18 protein-coding genes are annotated in these 20007 nt (G+C 61.3%); 8 read left to right on the plus strand and 10 right to left on the minus strand.

Annotation, left to right across the window (positions count from 1 at the left end):
- The first annotated feature begins 69 nt into the window (after positions 1-69).
- Positions 70-1809 carry a tetratricopeptide repeat protein gene (locus tag ACILSR_RS30745; RefSeq protein WP_395753650.1) on the plus strand — a complete coding sequence of 580 codons (1740 nt, stop codon included), beginning with the start codon at positions 70-72 and terminating at the stop codon, positions 1807-1809.
- Positions 1810-1904: 95 nt separating this feature from the next.
- Here ACILSR_RS30745 and ACILSR_RS30750 read toward each other — a convergent pair whose 3' ends face one another.
- From ACILSR_RS30750 to ACILSR_RS30785, 8 genes are all read right to left on the minus strand, one after another.
- Positions 1905-2363, minus strand: coding sequence for a hypothetical protein (locus ACILSR_RS30750; RefSeq protein WP_395753651.1), 459 nt, complete (start codon positions 2361-2363; stop codon positions 1905-1907).
- Between the two features lie 47 nt (positions 2364-2410).
- Positions 2411-3325, minus strand: a complete 915-nt coding sequence (locus ACILSR_RS30755; RefSeq protein WP_395753652.1) for a hypothetical protein — start codon at positions 3323-3325, stop codon at positions 2411-2413.
- Positions 3326-3391: 66 nt separating this feature from the next.
- Positions 3392-3775: a hypothetical protein gene (locus tag ACILSR_RS30760; protein WP_395753653.1), complete on the minus strand. Its 384-nt coding sequence runs from the start codon at positions 3773-3775 to the stop codon at positions 3392-3394.
- Positions 3776-4129: 354 nt separating this feature from the next.
- Positions 4130-5230: a DNA-processing protein DprA gene (gene dprA / locus ACILSR_RS30765; protein WP_395753654.1), complete on the minus strand. Its 1101-nt coding sequence runs from the start codon at positions 5228-5230 to the stop codon at positions 4130-4132.
- Positions 5231-5243: 13 nt separating this feature from the next.
- On the minus strand, positions 5244-5756 hold the full coding sequence (locus ACILSR_RS30770; RefSeq protein ID WP_395753655.1) for a hypothetical protein: 513 nt from the start codon (positions 5754-5756) through the stop codon (positions 5244-5246).
- Between the two features lie 120 nt (positions 5757-5876).
- Positions 5877-6014 (minus strand): hypothetical protein, encoded by a 138-nt coding sequence (locus tag ACILSR_RS30775; RefSeq protein WP_395753656.1) that lies wholly within the window; start codon positions 6012-6014, stop codon positions 5877-5879.
- Positions 5992-6321: a hypothetical protein gene (locus ACILSR_RS30780; RefSeq protein WP_395753657.1), complete on the minus strand. Its 330-nt coding sequence runs from the start codon at positions 6319-6321 to the stop codon at positions 5992-5994. The genes ACILSR_RS30775 and ACILSR_RS30780 overlap by 23 nt, the downstream gene beginning before the upstream one ends.
- A gap of 119 nt (positions 6322-6440) precedes the next feature.
- Positions 6441-6962: a CpXC domain-containing protein gene (locus tag ACILSR_RS30785; protein ID WP_395753658.1), complete on the minus strand. Its 522-nt coding sequence runs from the start codon at positions 6960-6962 to the stop codon at positions 6441-6443.
- A gap of 38 nt (positions 6963-7000) precedes the next feature.
- Here ACILSR_RS30785 and purQ point away from each other — a divergent pair, with 38 nt between their 5' ends.
- On the plus strand, positions 7001-7711 hold the full coding sequence (purQ, locus tag ACILSR_RS30790) for a phosphoribosylformylglycinamidine synthase I (protein WP_395753659.1): 711 nt from the start codon (positions 7001-7003) through the stop codon (positions 7709-7711).
- Between the two features lie 158 nt (positions 7712-7869).
- Here purQ and ACILSR_RS30795 read toward each other — a convergent pair whose 3' ends face one another.
- Positions 7870-8430 carry a hypothetical protein gene (locus ACILSR_RS30795; protein WP_395753660.1) on the minus strand — a complete coding sequence of 187 codons (561 nt, stop codon included), beginning with the start codon at positions 8428-8430 and terminating at the stop codon, positions 7870-7872.
- A gap of 266 nt (positions 8431-8696) precedes the next feature.
- Here ACILSR_RS30795 and ACILSR_RS30800 point away from each other — a divergent pair, with 266 nt between their 5' ends.
- The 3 genes from ACILSR_RS30800 to ACILSR_RS30810 all read left to right on the plus strand — a co-directional run bounded on the left by ACILSR_RS30800 (position 8697) and on the right by ACILSR_RS30810 (position 14379).
- A complete protein-coding gene (locus ACILSR_RS30800; RefSeq protein ID WP_395753661.1) occupies positions 8697-11999 on the plus strand; it encodes a spermidine synthase in 3303 nt (1100 codons plus the stop codon).
- A gap of 65 nt (positions 12000-12064) precedes the next feature.
- A complete protein-coding gene (locus tag ACILSR_RS30805; protein ID WP_395753662.1) occupies positions 12065-13390 on the plus strand; it encodes an ABC transporter permease in 1326 nt (441 codons plus the stop codon).
- A gap of 215 nt (positions 13391-13605) precedes the next feature.
- Positions 13606-14379 (plus strand): DUF3050 domain-containing protein, encoded by a 774-nt coding sequence (locus ACILSR_RS30810; RefSeq protein ID WP_395753663.1) that lies wholly within the window; start codon positions 13606-13608, stop codon positions 14377-14379.
- Positions 14380-14409: 30 nt separating this feature from the next.
- Here ACILSR_RS30810 and ACILSR_RS30815 read toward each other — a convergent pair whose 3' ends face one another.
- Complete coding sequence (locus tag ACILSR_RS30815) at positions 14410-15819, minus strand: cryptochrome/photolyase family protein (RefSeq protein WP_395753664.1); 1410 nt, start codon at positions 15817-15819, stop codon at positions 14410-14412.
- Between the two features lie 164 nt (positions 15820-15983).
- Between ACILSR_RS30815 and ACILSR_RS30820 the strand changes: the two genes are divergently transcribed.
- The 3 genes from ACILSR_RS30820 (at position 15984) to ACILSR_RS30830 (ending at position 19998) form a co-directional block, all read left to right on the plus strand.
- Positions 15984-17135 (plus strand): c-type cytochrome domain-containing protein, encoded by a 1152-nt coding sequence (locus ACILSR_RS30820; protein WP_395753665.1) that lies wholly within the window; start codon positions 15984-15986, stop codon positions 17133-17135.
- A 58-nt stretch (positions 17136-17193) separates the two neighbouring features.
- A complete protein-coding gene (locus ACILSR_RS30825; RefSeq protein ID WP_395753666.1) occupies positions 17194-19230 on the plus strand; it encodes a leucine-rich repeat domain-containing protein in 2037 nt (678 codons plus the stop codon).
- 108 nt (positions 19231-19338) lie between these two features.
- Positions 19339-19998, plus strand: a complete 660-nt coding sequence (locus ACILSR_RS30830; protein WP_395753667.1) for a hypothetical protein — start codon at positions 19339-19341, stop codon at positions 19996-19998.
- Positions 19999-20007 lie beyond the last annotated feature (9 nt).

A 20007-nucleotide genomic window follows, 5' to 3' on the forward strand; every position in this document is an offset into this window, starting at 1 on the left:
CGCCCGCCACCGCCCGGACGCCGCGTTTTTGTCTTTCCAAACCAGCGCCGCTGCGGTGAAATCCCCTGAGTGAAATCCTTCTGCATCGTCCTCCTCTTTCTCAGTCTCCATGCCGCCGCGGCTGAACTGAAGCAGACGCTGGAGAGCTACCGCGCAGAGCTCAGGCAGGCCGAGCAGCAGCACGGGGCCAACGCGCCCGCCGTGGCTGTCAGCCTCAGCAACGTCGCCAGCCTGCTCGAAGCGGAGAATCATTACCAGGAGGCCGAGCCGCTCTACCGCCGCGCCCTCTCCATTTGGAAGAATACCCCGGCGGCAGCCCCAGCCGCGCTCGACACCGCTCTCAACAACCTCGCCGAACTGCTGCGCGAAACCGGCAAGTATGATGAGGCCTCAGACCTCTACCGCCAGCTCCTCGCCCTGCGCGAGAAAAACAGTGGCAAGAACTCCTTGGAAGTCGCCACCTGCTGCAACAATTTCGCGTCTGCTCTGCTAAAGCTCGATCAGCAGGTCGAAGCCCTGAAAAACTACCGCCGCGTCCTCGAAATTCATGAGCTCTCCGTACGGGGATCTGAGCCGTCCGTTGCAGATCGCCTCACCAGCCCCGGCAACCTGACCCGCCGCATTGATCCCGACAAACCGAAGGAATGGATCATGCACCGTGCCGTCAAATGGCATGAAGCCGTGGTGGGCCCGGACCACCCCGACCTCGGCACCTGCTGCGCCAACATCGCCGAGCTTTTGATGTCCTGCGGTGAGCAGGAGTATGCCGAGCCCATGCTGCGCCGCGCCTGGGACATCCGCAAAGCCTGTCTGGGGCCGGACCACCCCGACTGCGCGTACATCGGCTTCCTGCTGGCCAGCCTGTTTAAAAATGAAGGCAGGCGCGGCGAGGCGCTCCCTTGCTATCGCCAGGCGCTGCCCGTCCTGGAGGCCGCCATGGACCCCGAGCACAAAACCGTGCAGAGATGCCGCCAGGACTTTGCCGAAATGCTGCGCTTCATGAACCTGCCCGCGGAGGCCGTGCCGCTCTACCGCCGCATCCTGGAGCTGAAGGAGAAGCAGTTCGGCGCAGACGGTCCCCCGCTTGCCGAACACCTGCGCACCTTCGCCCGCCTGCTGGACAGCGCCGCGCAGTACGAAGAATCCGCGCTCTGCTTCAAACGCGTGCTGGCCATCCACGAAAAACAGTTCGGCCACGCGCATCGGGATCTGGTGGACGACCTGCTGGATCTCGCCCGCGCCTATGGCTCCCTGAAGCGTCATTCCGAGGCGGAGCCGCTTTATCGCCGCGCCGTGGACATCTGTGAAAAACAGGCCGGTGCCGATGCCGATCGCCTCGCACGAACGCTCGGCGAACTCGCGCAGTCCATGCGCAATCAGGAGCGCTGGTCAGATGCCGTGCCGCTTCTCCGCCTCGCGCTGGAGATCCGGGAAAAGAAGTCCGGTCCCGAGCATGCCTTCACCGCCACCGCGGCCTTTGTGCTCGCGGGTTACCTGCAGCACCTTGAGCAGTATGACGAGGCCGAGGCGCTATTTCACCGGGGCTTGAAAATCGAGGAAAAGAGCAAAGGCCTCCAACGACTCTGGATCACCGCCTACCTCGAGCACCTCGCCGAAATCTGCGATGCCACCGGCCGCGACGCCGAGGCTGAAAAACACTACCTCCAAGCCCTCAAAATAGCCGAAGCCACCGACAAAGAGCCCCGCGTCGTCACCAAGCGCCTTGCCAAAGAGTACGAAGAGCTGAAAGCCCGCATGGCGGAGAAACCGAAACCGAAGGCGAAGGGCAAGTCCGGTGCCAAACGCTGATGCAGCTCTGAAGCACTGGGCTGCGGGTGAAGACATCCAGCGAAACCTTTGCCACACGCTGCCGCGAGGTTCGACGTTCTGCGGCATCTCCTTGATCACTTCTCCACCGCCACCTGATACCGCTTCTTGAGGCTGCTCGGCAGGTTGTCATGCACAAACTTGGGGACTGCCATCTGGGGCTTGATCCGGGTCGTCATCACCGAGCCATCCGCACGAAACTCAAAGAGCTTGAAATAGCCGATGTCGCTGCCGTAGCCCCACAGTCTGCCGGGCGTTTCCCACCACAGAAACCACCGCATCGCATCGGAGCCCACATAGTCGTTCGCCAGCTCCTTGCCGCTCGCCACATCGAACACCTGAAAGTCCACCAGCGACACACTGCGCCGCGTGACGACGATCTTCCGTTTGGAGTCCGGCGAGAGAAAGGTGCCGAAACCATTCACCAGCTGCGCCGCCGCGATCTTCACCAGCGGCACCTCGGCTGCTGGCATCCCTGGGACAGGGCTGATCAAAACGAGGGAGGTCAGTGCCGGGATGAGAGTGTGGTATTTCATGGTAGGAAGTGTAAACGCAGGCCGCGCCAGCCTCGCTCATTTCTCCCTCACTCCTTTCCCCAGCTCGGGCTGTAGGAGCAGGCGGTGCCTTCATTGAAGGTGATCGGGCGCTGCTGCGTGCCGTCGTTTTTCATGATCCAGATGTCCATCGCGTTCCGGCCCTTCGGCGTCCGGGTAAAGGCGATCCACTGGCCGTCCGGAGACCAAGCAGGCTCGGAGTCGCGGGTTTTTCCGTGGCTGATGTTCTTCTTCTCGGAGCCGTCGCTCTTCATCGTGAAAATGCTGCCGTATTTCATGTAGGCGATGAGTTTCCCGTCCGGAGACCACGAGGCATTGTGCCCGTAGGAGCCTTCGGTGAGATTGGTCAGGTGGCTGCCGTCGGCATCCATCACATAGAGGTCGCGGTGCCCGCCCGCCTCCCCACCGCCCGGTGGCTCATTGCGCGTGGTCTCAAACAGCAGCCGCCTGCCATCCGGAGACCAGCGCGGCGTCCAGTTAAAGCCGGGGCCGTCAGTCAGCTGTTTGATGTCCGTGCCATCGGGAGCCGCCGTCATGATGTGAGAGCCTGACTCCGCGCCTTGCACAAAGGCGATCCTCTTTCCATCAGGAGACAGGGCAGGGGAATCCGCTTCATCATTCGCTGGCAGCAGCCGAGTGTTGGTATGCTGCGTCAGGTCGTAAAGATGAATGCCCTTCGCCTCAGGATCATTGGCGCTGTAGAGGATGCTCTTCCCGCCGTCCACAAACTCCAGATCCCGCGTTTGATGCGCGAGCGTCATGGTCCTGACATTGCCCGCCATCACAAAGATGCGCCCCGACATTCCAAAGTTCCCGCTCGTCACATAGGCAATCTTCCCCACGGGCAGCGCCACATCCGCCCCGGCTTTTTGCTGCGCCAGGAGAGGGCCGCCCGCACATGCCCAGGCAGCAACGGCAAGATGAGGCAGGGAGAAAGCTTTCATGCAGCGGGAGATTAGCACACGCCCCCCGGGCCTGAGCAATGCCATTCCGCCACCCGCATTCGAAAATCAATAGACCAGCACATCCTCCATCTCCGCCGCCTTTTCGGGCGCGGAATGGTGCCACTGGTACACGATGGGGTGCACCGTGCGGTTGTCCCCGAAGAAGTCGCTGATGAACGGCTGCGCCATGACCTTGAAGCCGAATTGCCTGTAGATGGGCAGCAGATGGGGCTCGGTTTTGGCGATGACGTAGTCGGCTCCCCACCGTTGGGCGATTTCCCGGATGCCAAGGCAAAGTCGCAGGAGGTACAGGCCGGCGCTGCCTTCCCGGGCACACACCCGCGAAGATTCCAAACCGAGGCCCGTAGTGGGAAGCGCAAGCCCCTTGGCCTTGGATTCGCGAAAGAGTTCAAACGGCTGAATCTCATCGCTGCGGAGAATGCGCGCCATGGCCAGTATCTCTCCGCTCCGGTCGCACAGGGCAAAGTGGTGTGCCCTGTGGTCAAACTCGTCCAAGACTTGGATCAAGGTACCCTTGTAGCTCTCGCGGCGAAACGCTTCAATCTGGTGCCCATGGGCAGAGAATGACATTTCTCGTAGCATCGCAAAAGGGTCACGTTTGATCAGCAGAGGTTTGCCCTGGGCACAACTCCACCTTATCCGTCCTCATCGCATTTGCCGTCGCTCCCGGATGGGTGACCGCACGGCCGGCTGATGATTTTTATTTTCTCTCTGGCACCCGGGGCGGCCGCCCCATCGCTGGGCCATGGGACAAGGCTTTTGAGAACTGGTCCAGTTGCAGATTCACACCACCCTCACATACCTTCGTCCCGGCAGCGCCCGGATCAGCCGCTTCATCTCCAGCCGCACCAGGGTGGCGGATACCGTGGACTGCGTGAGTCCGGAGGCTGTGATGATGTCATTGATGTGCGTCTCCTCCGTGCTGATGGACCCGTAGAGAATCCCTTCCTCCAGCGTCATCGCGGCGGCGGGGCGGGATTCTTCGACACGCGGGGCTTTCGGCGCAGTGGGGAAGAGAGTCATCAGATCATCGAGCACATCGGCACCATCCATGATGAGCTTGGCTCCTTGCTGAATCAGCCGGTTGCAACCTGCGGACGTCGGTTTGTCGATGGGACCCGGTACGGCATAAACCGTCCGCCCCTGCTCCGTGGCCTGCTGCGCCGTGATGAGCGAGCCGCTGCGCAGCGGGCATTCCACCACGATCAAACCACAGCTCCATCCGGCCACGATGCGGTTGCGGTAGGGAAAGGTCTGTTTGTCCGCGATCCGGTCCACCGGATATTCGCTCACCACCGCGCCGTTTTTGGCGATCCGTTCCGCCAGCGCCATGTTCTCCGGCGGATACAATTTGCCGATGCCCGAACCGATCACCGCAATGGTGCGCCCGTTGGCAGCCAGCGCCGCCTCATGCGCAGCGGTGTCGATGCCGCGCGCCAGCCCGCTGATGATCGCATAGCCGGCGTAGGCAATCTGAAAGCTCAGCTTCTTTGTCGCAGCTAGTCCATAGTGCGTCGATTGGCGGCTGCCCACCACTCCCAGCGCGTTGTGGTCCCTCTTCGTCAGCTCGCCCCAAACAGTGAGGACCAGCGGCGGGTTGTGGATGTCCCGCAGCAGGGGAGGGTAAAGTTCGTCGTCCTGGGTGAGCAGCGTCAGGTCCCGTTCCTTGATCTTCCTCAACTCCGCATCTAGGTCGATCTGGGATTCCCACGCGGCGATCGCTTCTGCCTGCACCAGGCCAAAGCCTTCGATCTGCAAAATCTCAGACGCCTTCGCGCTGAGAATGCGCTCCGGACTGCCGAAGTGCTCCAGCAGTTTGCGTACACGCACGGGTCCCACCTGCGGGAGCAGGTTGAGCGCCAGCCAAGCCTCGGTGCGGGTCATTGCACGCTTGGGCTCAGGCGATGCTGGCGGCGGTTTCTCCGTTCTTGGCGGCAGCAGCGGCGGATTCAGGCAGGGCCACGTTGTTCTGCGAGGAGCCTGAGCCGATAAGTTTGCGGAAGATCTTCTGCGGGAAGGACTGGCCGCGTTCCTCATTTTCCAGCTGTCCCAGCGCGGTGGACTTGGCCATCTCCCAGGCCGGCGCAAAGCCCGGTGCGGTGATGATCATCTGCTTTTCCGCACGGGCCAGGATCTCAAGCTCGCGCTGCATCTTGTTGTCCGGGCGCTCGTTCAGGCGGGCGATCTGCATGCGCAGGTTTTCGTTTTCCTGCTTCAGCGCGGCGCGTTCCTTGTTGATGTCCTGGCTCTGCTTGGAGTCCAGGTCCAGCTTGTCGCTCAGCATGCCTTTGTAGCGCTTGAGTTCGCGCTTGGTTTTCCAGTGGCCCCACAGGGACTGCACCAGGAAAATGCCGCAGAGCACGATGCCGTAGATAAAAGTGTTCTGAGGGGAGAGGAGTTCTTTGAACATAGGGGCGGGAAATCTAATGCATGACCCGGCTTGTGCAACCAGCCAAAAGCGGTGCGGTGCAGGGCACAGATCCTACGGACCTGCGCAGCCCCATGGATGCATCTCCATGCCTCTGCTGTGTCAGGACGCCACCTCGTTCCCGTAGTTCGGGCAGGCCACCCAGCCCTCCTGCAGGTCGTAGCCACAGGTGTAGCAGTCCGCCACGACCCGCACGGACTTCGCCGCAGGATCAAATTCACTGCTCAGGTGCGGGCTCACGTCGCAGATTTTCTGCCCAAGGCGGGCTTTTCCAGTCAACCCGCTGCCACAGGTTGCATTTGCAGATCGCACTCACCTGTTTCCCCGAGGGAAGCACCAGCGTGACTTCGTAAACGGTGTCATGCCTGCCTCCCTCAAACGGAATCCAGCGGATCTTGATGAGCTCTACCTTAAACTTCGTCAACTCTGCCCGAATGGCCGATTTGTGCCGCCTGATCGCCAGCCAATAGCAGAAGATCGCGACGGCGATGATGAGGATCGCGAACCCGGACGGTAGGGCTTGGTATGCGGTTATCGCGAAGATCATACTGGTAAAAGATGAGGCACGAAAACGGGAGTGTCGATTCCATTTTTGCGCCGCATTCGCACTCGACCTATCACCCTGCCGCATGTCAGCCCATGAGCACTGACCTGCTCCGGCTACCGCTACGCCGGCGGCTTGAAAGCGTAATGGTCATATAACCTCTCCCGAAACAGGACGTAACGTACCAGTTCATCCATGTCGAAGACGACATGCTGGTGGCGCATATAGTCAGGAATTTTGGAATCCGGCAGCGTTGCAGTATTAATGGTTGCGGCGCGGTCAAAGCGATTCAGAAAATTCACATCTTTGATCGACTCCTCCGGGTAGAACTGGGCGCAAACCTGACGCCTCATGTCGTGGTACATGAACGGCACACTGATCTGAGCCTGATTGCCACATCTCTCGCAGACCAAAACATTGATCCGTCCTTCCATGAAGTCCTTCTTGGCTTCCGGCGAGACGTCCACATTCAGGGTTCGCCAGACGACCATCTGCTGAGAATGGCGGCATTTGGGACAGTCGAGCTTCAGGGTGCCTTCGAGTGACATGAATGATAGGAAATGGCGGATGGCTGAAAATCCGAAATAGCGACTGGGCGCGGCATTGTCGAGACTTTCCATGCCGGTCTCGATGTCCGGTTGCATCCCTCGGCGGTTTCGCCTAGATGCGGGGAGTCTCAACCATGCCCCACGCCCTTCTTCTCAAATTCCCCGGAACCAATTGCGATGCCGAAACCGCTCGTGCTCTGGAGGCGGCGGGCTTCACGGCAGAGGTGCTGCCCGTGGCCCTGCTGGAACCCTCCTCGCTCGACAAGGCCCAGATGATCGTTTTCTCCGGCGGCTTCAGCTACGGCGACTACGTGATGTCCGGCCGCATCGCCCAGCTCATCACCAAATCCAAGCTCGGCGACCAATTGAAGACCTTCGTGGACAAAGGCGGCTATGCCCTGGGTATCTGCAACGGTTTCCAGATCCTCACCCAGCTCGATCTCCTGCCCAAAGGCAGCCTCATTCATAACACCAGCGGCCGCTTCATCTGCCGCTGGGTGGGCCTGAAGAAGACCAAGACCAAGGCCAGCCCCTACCTCAGCAAGCTGCCTGAAAACTTCGAGCTGCCCGTGGCCCACGCCGAAGGCCGTCTCGTTACTGAGGGAGACGCCGCCGCAGGCTACGTGAAGTCCGGCCACGCCGCCCTGCTTTACTCCACCAATGTGAACGGCTCCACCAGCGCCATCGCCGGTCTGCAGGACGACACCGGCCGCGTCTTTGGCCTCATGCCCCACCCTGAGCGCTTCATTTTCAAGAGCCAGCACTACGATCCCGATTGGGCTGGAGACACCCAGTACGGCTGGGGCCACTACCTCTTCCAGTCCGCCCGTGAGGCGCTGAACTAGGCAAGAGAGGGCAGGGAAGAGTCACTCCGGCAGGAGAGGGATCATCCTGAATATTCAGCGCTGCTCATGCGGTCCGTGGAGCGCGGGATTTATCCCGCAGAAGGTGGCTAGTCCTTCAGAGAAAGAGTTTCGCTCATGGGGTGCAGGCATGGTCAGGCTCATCTCTTGGACCGTTTCTGATACCATTCAAGGATCTGGCGGAATCCAGGATCATCCGAACTTTGCAGCGTCTCAATCAAACGCGAGTCAGCCTCGCTCTTCCAAAAGGCCCAGGCGTGCGTCTGGCGAATGACCATGGCGTGGTAGTCGGTGGCATAACCTGGGGGCGGGTTGTCTGCCAGCGGCATCCAGCCGACATTTATAGAGGGGTTGAAGCGGAACGATCGCAGGGCCACGGCGTCGGGCAGAAGCGAATACGGCACACCGCTCCCTAACGCGAAAACCGCAGGCTCTTTGATCATGGATAGCATCGACGGCAGCTCAAAATCCATCCCGCATTCCATCACCGCCACCAGTTCCTTGCCTTGGACCAACTTGGAGAAGGCGCGGCGAATGCCTTCCAACCGCTCCTGCCGGGTTATGCCGTAGCGCAGTCCGAAGGTAGGCTTCCATGAAAGCTGCGGGTAGTCATCGCTCCCCGCCCCTAGGGCCGCAAAAGCCGCCATCACCAGGCATAGCGCGAGCCGTTTCGTGGAAGAGGTGGCATGAATGAGGCACATCCGCTGCGTTGATGAACGGAACTGAGTGTGGGGGGAAGAACTGAGAGGGGCAATGGAAATCTGGGTGGCGCTGGGATGCGCAGGACGGGGATCGTCCTCACACCGCCCCGTATCGCCACCTCTACCCTCTCCAGAACTCTGCCCTCCTTTTACACTCTTAAGGACCTGTAAAATTACGGAAAACATTGATAAATCATCATTCAGAACTCGATTTTGTTTGTATTAATATGGTATTTATATAAAATACTAGTTAATCATTTAGATCCATGAAATCAGTCGCTCCTCCCGCCGCACTCCCATCCCGTGTCCGCTCGACTCAGTTCGCCCTGGCCCTGATTCTCATGCTTTCAGGCTTCTGCTCCCTGGTCTATCAAACCGTTTGGCTGCGGGAGTTCCGGCTCGTTTTCGGCGGCGCAGCCCCGGCAGCAGCCGCAGTCATGGCCGTCTTCATGGGGGGCCTCGGCTTCGGAGGCAAGCTTTTCGGCTCCTGGGTGGAACGCGTGGGACGTCCTTTCCGCTTTTACGCCCGCCTGGAGGTGGGCATCGCCATCGCAGCCGTAGCATCACCCGCCATGCTTGGGCTGGCGCGCTCTCTTTACCTGAAGACCGGCGGCACCGCAGGAATGGGCCTTGGCCCCGCCACCTGCCTCCAGCTCCTCATGACCGTACTCGTGCTCGGTGTGCCCTGCTTCCTCATGGGCGGCACGCTTCCGGCGGCCATGAAGTTCGCCCAGCGCGATGACGATCCGCGCCGCTCCACCACTGCCTTCTTCTACGGCATCAACATCGCCGGTGCTGTCAGCGGGGCCCTCCTTAGCACCTTCTGGCTCCTGCCCACGCTTGGAAATCGAGGCGCCCTCACCATCGCCGTGCTGGCCAATCTCGGCATCGCTCTCGCGGCTGGCGCCATCTCGATGTTTCAGGAAAAGGAGCCGCGCCAGACCGTGACTGCGACCGATCTCGAAAACGAAGACAGCGTGGCCGCGAAAGCCCCCGCCGCCTTCGTCCTCGCTGCAGCCTTCATGAGCGGCTTCACCTTTTTCGTCGCGGAATTGGTCTGGTACCGCGTTTCCACCCCCTTGCTCGGCGGTTCCGTTTATGGCTTCGGCCTCGTGCTTTGTGTGGTCCTCGCGGGCATGGGCATCGGCGGCTTGCTCTATGCGCTGATTTTGAAAAAAGCCGAGCCGAGCACCGCCGGTTTCACCATCGTTTCCGCCTTGCAGGCGCTCGCCATCCTGCTGCCCTTTGCCTTGGGGGACCGCATCGCGCATCTCGCGCTCATCTTGAATGACAGCCTGCGTGGGGTCGGCCTTGGTGAGATGGCTCTCGGCTGGGCCGTCGTCATGGGCACGCTGGCCTTCCTGCCTTCGCTCCTCAGCGGCATCCAGTTTCCGCTGCTCGTTTCACTTCTCGGCCGAGGCAATGCCGGCGTGGGGCAGCAGCTTGGCCGCGCCTATCTTTGGAACACCTTTGGCTCCATCACCGGCTCACTTCTCGGCGGTTTCCTGCTGGTGCCCCTGCTCGGACTGAAAGGCTGCTGGCTGCTCGCCGCTCTTCTCGTCGCTGCCATGTCCGCCGCGTCTCTGTGGCTGCAACTCCGCCGCCGGGAAGGGGATGCCGAGACCTTCGCCGCCCGGTTTAATTGGAATGGCCGCATGGCCCTCGCCGCGCTCCTCGTCTGCGGCTTCTTCGCCTTCGGCACCACCGGCCCTACCGCCGTCTGGATGCACACCCCCATTGGTTATGGACGCGTTTCCCAGGAATACCGCACCGCCATGGGATTGGAAACCTGGCAGCGCAATGCCCAGCGCTCTCTGGTCCAGGCTTATGATGGCCGTGAGACCAGCGTCGCCGTCGTCGGCGGCATGCAGTATGCGTTTTTGACCAATGGCAAAAGCGATGGCTCCGCCGTCAGCGATGCCGCCACGCAGGTCATGCTCGGCATCACAGGGGCCATTCTGCACCCGAATCCGCAAAAGGCCTGCGTCGTCGGCCTCGGCACCGGCACCACCGCCGGCTGGCTGGCGGACGTCCCCGGCATGCAGCGCGTCGATGTCCTCGAACTCGAAGAGGAAATCCGCAAGGTCGCCCTGTTCTTCGAACCCGTGAGCCGCAACGCGATGAAGCATCCGCGCGTCAATAACATCACCGGAGACGCCCGCGAATTCCTCCTCACCAAAGGCGAGAACTACGACCTCATCGTCTCCGAGCCCTCCAATCCCTGCCGCGCCGGAGTGGCCAATCTCTACACCCGCGAGTTCTACCGCAACGCCAGCCAGCGCCTGACCAAGGACGGCATCTTCTGCCAGTGGCTCCAGGGCTACGAGGTCGAGCCCGGAACCATCACCACCGTCATCGCCACCCTGCGCCAGGTCTTCCCCAAGGTCGAAGTCTGGGGCACCCAGAGCGTGGACTTGCTGCTGATCTGCTCGAACAACGACACCCCCTGGCAGCTCGAATCCCTGCGCAAGCGCGTCAAACTGGACCCCATGGCCGAGGCTGTGCGCCGCTTCTGGAAAACCGACAGCGCCGAGGGATTCCTCACCGGCTGCCTGGCCAACAGCGACTACTGCTCCGCCCTCGCCGCCTCCTGCAAGACCATCAACACCGATGACATGAACCGCCTCGAGTTCAGCTTTGCCCGCAGCGTGGCCAAGCGGATCAACTGCTCCTTCGATCTTGCCCGCGCCTCCACTCGCGCCGGCTGCTATCTGCCCAAGGTCGATGCCGCCATCGATACCCCGCTCTACCTCGCCGAGCGCCTCCATATGCCAGGCCGCCTGTGGGATTCTGCCTCCAACGATGTGCTTCCTGAGGACGCTCCCGCCGAAGTCCGCTCACGCGTCCCTGCTTTGAAACAGTATTGGAAGCAGGACTACGCCGCCTATCTCGCCACACCCATGCCCGCCACACCGGTGATGGCAGATCGCGTCCTTCAGGCGTTTGCCAAAGCGCGCACTGGCGCGGCGGATGCCCTGGCCGCCATCGATGCCATCGCCCCTCAATTCCCCGCAGACGCGCATTTCCTCCGCGCCATCGCCAGTCATGCGCAGAAGCAGCCGGCAGCCGTGCTCGTGCACATTGAGAACGGCCTGGACAGCCTCATGGCGGCTCCGTGGTGCCAGGTTTCCCTTGTCGGTGAAGCGACGAACCTTCTCACCGAACTCGCCGCTTCCAAAGAAACCGTGAAGGATCCCCGCTTCCTCGCGATCTTTGAAAAGCTTGGTCGCGACTATCCCGTCCACGTCGCGCGCAATGTCCTCCTCGGCATGCGCTGTGAGATGGCCATGCACCTCAAAGTGGCGCAGCAGCTCGCTGCCGTGGAGAGCCTCGGGATGCCCTATCCCTGGCAGGGACGCGCCCTCGCCCTCCGCGTCAGCGCCTACCTCCAGGCCGGGGATCCACGGCTCGATGCCGCCATGGCGGACATGAACCGCTTTCTGGATCAGGGCGGCGCCATCGGAGGTGAATCGCCCCCCTTTGCCGTCCAGGTGCGTCCCGCCAAACCCGCCCAACCCGCCGTCGCTCCGGCGCATGAGATGGTCGTAGGTTCCAAGGCTGGAGAGTAACTTTAGGGCGCGGTCAGATCGTGGCAATTTCAGGCGATGGCGTCCGTATGACTCCATCCCCCTGAATGTCTTTTCTCGCCGCGCATCCTGTACTTCGACTCATCGCCTCGCCCCAGCATCTGTGGCGCACCCTTTCCCTGGGCATCAAGACCATCTGGCTGCACAAGCTGCGATCCTTTTTGACCGCCCTCGGCGTGGTCTTTGGCGTGGCCTCCGTGGTCGCCATGCTCGCCATTGGTGAAGGCGCCAGCTACGAGGCGCAGGAGCAGATCCGCAAGCTCGGCAGCCAGAACATCATCCTCCACAGCGTCAAGCCCCCGGACGGCCAGGGCTCCAGCGGCGAGTCCCGCAGCATGATCAGCGAATACGGCATCACCCTGCGGGACATCGACCAGATCCGTCAGACCGTGCCCGGCATCCGCGTCGTCGTCCCCAGCCGCTACATTTCGGAAAACATCTGGAACCTCGATCGTAGCGTGGACGGCCACGTCATGGGAGTGCTGCCAATCTATCCGCAGATGCGCAACCGCCAGTTGATCCAGGGCCGCTTCTTCACCGAGATGGAAATGAAGGACAACGTCGCGGTCTGCGTCATCAATGAGACGGTCGCAGCCCGTCTGTTTCAGCTCTCGACGCCCGTCGGCAAATCCGTGCGGGTCAAGGGCTTCTACTACAAGGTCATCGGCATTATTCAGGACGAAGGCGCCGCCGTCGGCTCGGATTCTTCAGGCGGTGATCACTCCGCCCAGGCCCAGGCGCAGATCATGATCCCGTTCACCACGCTCATGGATCAGTACGGGGAAGTTTTCTACCGCTTCCGCACGGGCAGTTTCGAGGCCGAAAAAGTGCAGTTTCACGAGGCCGTCATTCGCGTCGATGATGTGAACATGGTGGAAAGTCGTGCCGGAGCCGTCCGCCACCTCATGACTAGCAATCACAAGAAGGAAGACTGGCGCATCATCGTCCCCGTGGAACTGCTCAAGCAGGCCGAGCGCACCAAGCAGATCTTCAGCATCGTGCTCGGCAGCATCGCCGCCATCTCGCTGCTCGTCGGCGGCATCGGCATCATGAACATCATGCTCGCCAGCGTGACCGAGCGCACCCGTGAGATCGGTATTCGCCGTGCCCTTGGGGCGCGCCAGAACGATATCATCGTGCAGTTTCTCATCGAGACCGTCCTGCTCGCCGGTGTCGGTGGCGTCCTCGGCGTGGCCCTCGGCCTCAGCATCCCGCTCGCCGTCACCAAGTTCGCCGGCGTCACGACGGTGATCAAGATGTGGTCGCCCATACTCGCCTTCTCCATTTCCGTCCTCACGGGCATCGCCTTCGGGATTTATCCCGCAAGACGCGCAGCCCAGATGAATCCGGTGGAGGCGCTGAGGCATACGTAGGGTTAGGGCGCATCGACCTTGGTTCACCGCATGGGCTGCCCGCAATCTCGTTGCGGGGCATCGTTCGGCCTCTCGTGAGGTCGCCCCTGTAGAGCGGCATCCACCGGCGTTGTGGGATCGTAAAACGTGCGCTTGTTCTTCTGATCGGGATGGCGGCTGGGAATGCCCCGGTGGCTTTGCTCACTCAGCATCTCCAGCAACCTCCATCTTACTCCATGACCCCCTTTCAAAAGACCACCTCTGCCGAAATCGAAACCGCGCGCGCCGCCCTGCTAGGACATCCCCTTTACGCCAGGCTGCGCACCTTGGAGGATCTGGCGCAGTTCATGGAGTGTCACGTCTTTGCAGTGTGGGATTTCATGTCACTGCTCAAGGCGCTGCAGCAGCGGCTCACCTGCGTGCAGGTGCCCTGGGTGCCCGTGGGGGACAATCAGGTGCGCCGGCTGGTCAACGAGATCGTACTGGGCGAGGAGAGCGACCGAGCCCCGGATGGCACGCCCGCCAGCCACTTTGAGCTCTACCTGCAGGCCATGCAGGAGGCCAGCGCAGACACCACCGCCGTGCAGGGCTTCATCCGCTGCCTGCAGCAGGGCGCCGGGATCACCGAGGCACTGGTCGCCAGCGGAGTGCCGGCCTGCGTGGCGGATTTTGTTGGCCACACCTTTGCTGTGATCGAAGGCGGCAAGCCCCACGTCATCGCGGCCTCCTTTACCTATGGGCGCGAGGACCTCATCCCCGCCATGTTTCACGAACTCGTCGCACGGCTGGAGTCCGAATTCCCCGACCGTCTCAAAATTCTCCGCTACTACCTCGACCGCCACATCCAGCTCGACGGCGACGAACACGGCGAAATGGGCCGCACCATGGTCGAGCTCCTTTGCGATGGAAACCCCCAGCGCGAAATTGAAGCCCGCCAAGCAGCTCTAGCTGCGCTCACGGCCCGCCTGCGCCTCTGGGACGGCATCGCCGAGCGTATCGGGAGCAGGTGAGATGAGGAACACAAGCAGCGATTGCTATCCTCACCCCCGCTCCCCCTTGTGCTTCGCAAAGATCGCCAGGCAGCGGTCGCGTTCAGTGTGGTGGTCCACCATCGGCAGAGGATAGCCTTTGGCGAGGGGCAGGCCGGGTTTGGGAGGTTCGTGCAGGAGCGCTGCGGGCACGTCCTTCAGCTCCGGCACCCACTTTTTGATATACGTACCCTCGGGATCAAAGCGCGCACTTTGCAGCCACGGATTTTGGATTCGGAAATACGGCGCGGCGTCTGCTCCTGTTCCTGCACTCCACTGCCAGCCGCCGTTGTTGCTGGCGTTTTCTCCATCGACGAGCTGCTGCATGAAGAAGGCCTCGCCGAGACGCCAGTCGCAGTGCAGGTCTTTGGTGAGAAACATGGCGGTGATCATCCGCAGGCGGTTGTGCATGAGGCCGGTTTGCAGGAGCTGGCGCATGCCTGCGTCCACGATGGGAAAGCCCGTGGTGCCTGAGGCCCAGCGCTGGAAGTCTGCGTCCGACCCGGGCCAGGGCAGGCCGATCCAGTCGGAATTGAACTCCTGCTCAAACACCTGGGGGTAGTGCCAGAGAATGGCGAGGTAAAATTCACGCCAGGCGAGCTCCTTCACATAGGTTTCCACTGAGGTTTTGGCGGCGCCGTGGCTGTGCTCCATGCAGCGCTGATAAATCTCCCGGATGCTCAGCAGGCCAAAGCGCAAATCCTGGCTCAGCAGGGAAGTCGTCTGTCCCGCTGGAATATTGCGCTGCTGGCTGTAGCCTCCCAAAATGCCGGTTCCTATAAAGTGCTTCAGTCGCTCGCGCGCAGCCCTTTCTCCCGGACTCGGGATGTCAGCAGTGCATGCGGGCAGCTTCCAGTGCGCCAGTGTGGGGAGCGCATGGCTCTTGATCTTCTCCGCCGCAGCCGGTCCGAGTTTCGAAGCACGGCCCACCGGCTCGGTCTTGGGCAGATTCAGCCAGTTCTTTGAATAGGGGGTGTAAACGCGGTAAGGCTGCCCGCTCCCCGTCAGCACCGCATTCGGTTCATGCAGTCCACGGTCCTGATGCGAGTGGCATTCGATGCCGAGCTTCTCGCACACCGCCTGCACCTTGGCTTCCATGGCACGGCCATGGGGGTCGTAGTCACGGTTGAAATAGACCGACTTCGCGCCCGTTTCGCGTACGAGGCGTTCCAGCTCTTCGTCCGCACTGCCGCAGCGCAGGATGAGCCGGCTGCCCAGAGCTTCGAGATTCTTAGCCAGCGATTCCAGGCAGCCGCAGAGAAACTGCTGCCGGTTTGGCCCCGTCCAGCCGTGGTGCTCCTTCCAGTCGCTCAGCACATATACCGGGATGACCTGATCGGCCGCCGAGGAGGCGCTGTGCAGTGCCGTGTTGTCAGTGAGGCGCAAATCACGGCGGAACCAGTGTAAAACAGTGTGTGGCATGGGGCAGGGCAGGGGAGTGAGGCACAAAATACGATCAGGATCGGACAAAAGTCGGCGTGAATGTTTGCAGTATCGACCATCAGGTTCCTGATGAATATTTCGCTGGGCTGCCGTTACTAGAAGCGCCATATCATCTCTTTTCCACCAACCCCGCACTCCTCTCCATGTCTTCGCATTCGCCTGAAACCGACGAACCGAAACCCTACACAGCCGCCTGGGTCACCTCAATTCTCCTGATCGCCGTGTTTGTGGTCGGCCTGCTCATTTTCCCGCCGCTCTACGAAGATCCGAAATCCGAAGCCTCCTCGTTCGTCCTGTTTATCGGGCGCTTCCATCCCATCTTCCTGCACCTGCCCGTGGGCATCCTCAGCCTGCTCTGCTTCTTTGAGCTCATCTGCTCCACCCGCCGTGGCGAGGAAAAGTATGGGGACGCCTCCCTTCTCATGCTCGTGCTCGGCTCCGCGGGTGCCATCCTCGCCGTTTTCGCCGGCATCATGCTTTCCCGCGAGGGCGGCTACGTCGGTGGCAATTTCAGCCTGCACCAGACCATGGGGTTGATCGGCACCTTCGGGGTGCTGACGGCCCTGGTCATCCGCCTCACCGCCATGGTCCGCGGCAGCATGGAGCTCCTCAATGCCTACCGCGCCGTCTATTTCATCAGCTTTGGCATCATGGGCCTCGGTGCCCACTTCGGTGGCAATATCAGCCACGGCAACAAGTTCCTCACCGAGCATGCACCCGAGTGGATCAAAGGCCCGATGATCAGCATGGAAAAGTGGATGCTCACCTTCGTGGAAAAGCCCAAGGTGGAAAAGAAAGCCGCTCCTCCGGAAGCCTCAGAGGTTAAACCCGAGGTCAAACCCGAGATGACGGCAGACAAAGGCTCGCCCACACCTCCTCAATCGACTCCTCCTGCTCCCCCCACCCCTCCTCCTGCTCCTGCGGGCGACGAAAAGCTCGTCTTCCAGCACGTCATTCTCCCCATCCTCACCGCCAAGTGCAACAAGTGCCACAGCGAGGAAAAATCCAAGGGCAAGCTCCGCATGGACACCTATGAAATGGCCATGAAGGGCGGCGACAGTGGCGACAACTTCGTCGCTGGAGATCTCGCCAAGAGCCTCAGCATCGCCCGCATCATGCTGCCGGACAGCGATGACGAGCACATGCCTCCGGAAGGCAAGGAGCAGCTCACCAAGGAGGAAACCGAACTCCTCAAATGGTGGGTCAAGGAAGGCGCCAGCGGCACGCAGACGGTCAAAGACGCCAAATTCCCCGCCGACCTTCAGGCTACGGTTGATGGAATTCTGAAAGGCTAGTCCAATTCGCGCCTTTTGTTGCCTTGTTCATTTCCTGCCGAAAAACCGTCCCCACTTCATGAAACCGACCTCCCTCTTCCTCGCACTGGCGCTCGCCCTCACCGTGCATGCCGCCGATGACAAAGCCGCCGCCGACCCCGCAGTCGCCGCAGCCGTGCAGAAAGTCAACGCCACCGGCGCTTCGCTGATGCCTGTTTCCGCGGATGCCAAGACCTACCGCTTCACCGCGCTGAATGTGGCCAAAGACTTTGCCGATGCAGGACTCGCCCCTCTGGCCCCCATCGCGGACAAGATCGTCTCCCTCGACATTGCCCGCAGCAAGGTCACGGACGCCGGTCTGAGTGCCGTCGCAGGCATGAAAAACCTCAAGGAACTTCACCTCGAAGGCACCACCATCGGCGATGCCGGACTCGATCAGCTCAAGGGGCTTGCCGAGCTCGAATACATCAACCTTTACAACACCAAAGTCACCGACGCCGGCCTGGCCAAGCTCTCCGGCCTCAGCAAGCTCAAGGCCATCTACCTCTGGCAGAGCGGAGTCACCAAAGCCGGCGTGGCTGCTTTGAAGGCCAAGCTGCCCAAGGCCCACATCAACACCGGCTGGACCGCCGAGGACGATGCCAAGCCGACCGCCGTCGTCGCCGCTGCTCCTCCTGCAGCAGCTCCTGCCGCCACTCCGGCACCTGCCCCAGCCAAGCCCGCTGCGGCTCCGGCTCCAGCGCCAAAGCCGGCGTCCGCTCCCGCGGCAGCGCCTGCCGCCGCTGGTGGCAAGCTGGACCCCGCCATCGCTGCCAAGGCCGTCATCTACAAGGACGTCGTCGCCCAAATCATGAGCGCCAAATGTACCTCCTGCCACGGCGTGGAAAAGAAAAAGGGCAAGCTCCAGCTCCACGACTATGCCGCCATCATGAAAGGCGGCAGCGATGGTGCGACCACCGTCATCGCCAAGAACACCAAGGACAGCCTCCTCCTCGTCCGCGCCAATCTGCCCAAGGACGATGACGACCACATGCCTCCAAGCGATGAGCCCCAGCTCACCAAGGAAGAAATTGCCGTGCTCACCTGGTGGATCGAAAATGGCGCCTCCGACACCGCCACCGTCGCGTCTGTCAAAGCTCCGGCCGAGGTCGAAGGCGCTCTTGCGGTACTTCTCGCCAAGGGCCTTCCCAAGGCAGATGTCGCTGCCAAGCCCGCCAAGCCAAAGGCCAAGCCCCTCTCGGATGCCGAGAAGAAGCAGGTGGCTGAAATTTCCGCCAAAATGCAGGCTCTCAATGCCTCCCTCATGCCTCTGGCTCAGGACACCGAGCAACTCCGCCTCGGCGTCATCAATGCCGCTGACAAATTCGGCGACAAAGAACTGGCCCTCCTCGCTCCCATCGCCAGCCAGGTTCTCTGGGTCGATCTCTCCCGCAGCCAGATCACCGATGCCTCCGCTGACACCCTGGCCAAGATGGTCAATCTTGAGCGCCTGCATCTTGAAAACACCAAGATCACCGATGCCGGCCTCGCCAAGCTCGGCGCGCTGCCAAACCTCGAATACCTCAACATCTACGGCACCAAGACCACCGACAATGGCATCGCCAAGCTGGCCTCCGCCAAAGATTTGAAAAAGCTCTTCGTCTGGGAAACCGGCGTCACGCAGGCCGGAGCCAAGGCTCTCGAAGGACAGGTCCCCGGCCTCAAGGTCAATGTCGGCCTTACGGCGGATGAGATCGCCAAGCTCACGGCTCCTCCTCCCGCCCCTCCGCCCGCACCCGCTCCTGCCAAGAAGGATGATACCAAGCCAGCCACCCCGGCGCCTGCTGGCAGCGACGTCATCAAAAACGTCATGAAGCAATATCACAAAGGCGATGACGCTCTCTGCAAAAAAGTGGGCACCACCGCCACGGATGCAGATCTCGCCGCGTTGCTGAAAGGCTACCAGGACATGTGCGCCGCCACGCCTCCCAAAGGCGACAAAGCCGCCTGGGTCACCAAGTGTCAGGCGCTCATTGGCGCTGTGAAAAAAGTGCAGGCCAAGGATCCCGCCGGGGCCGCCGCTTACAAGGCCGCCGTCAACTGCAAAGCCTGCCACACCGACCACAAGGGATCATAAGCCCTTTTGGTTTGTTGTTCGTATCTAAGTGCGGTGGGAGGGAGCATCTTCGTGGTATTCCGCGAGGATGCTGCTAATCATCCCGCCCTCTCACACGTTCTCCCCTCGATGAAATTCCTCCAGCCATCCTGCGCGCTCCTTGCGTGCAGCCTTCTCATCACCTCCTGCAAACGTTCGCCGCAGGAGCGTGAAGCCATCACGGAAACGCGTGAAATTTCCAGCTACGCAACCAAGGCGCACGTCGATATTCCCAGTGCCACGCGCTTCTACGATGATGCCCCCCAAGAAGCCCCACGGCCAAACCTTCGGAACTTGCTCGTGTGGACCGTTCCCGAAGGCTGGAGCGAATCCAATCAACCCGATCCCATGGGCATGCGCCTGCTCGACTTGAGGTTCGGTCCCAACAAGGAGGGCGAGTGCTACATCTCCCTCATCCCCGGACCCGCAGGCGGCCTGGAGGCCAATGTGAACCGCTGGCGCACGCAGATGGGGCAGACGCCCTACACCGCGGAGGAGATCGCCAAACTCCCCAAGAAGCCCTTCTTCAATCGTGACGCCACCTTTGTCTCTTTCGACGGAGACTTCAAAGGCTTCGGTGCCGAGACGGCCAAGACGGGCTACAGCATGCTCGGCCTCATCCATTCCGCAGATCAGGCCACCATCTTTGTCAAGCTCACCGGTCCCAAGGAACTCGTCGCTCAAAACGCCGCCGCTTTTGATGCCTTCTGCCAGTCCATCAAGCCCAACCCCGCATTAGGCCAGCATTAGCATCCGGAG

It is taken from the genome of Prosthecobacter sp. (assembly GCF_044222565.1).
Classification (GTDB): Bacteria; Verrucomicrobiota; Verrucomicrobiia; order Verrucomicrobiales; family Verrucomicrobiaceae; genus Prosthecobacter.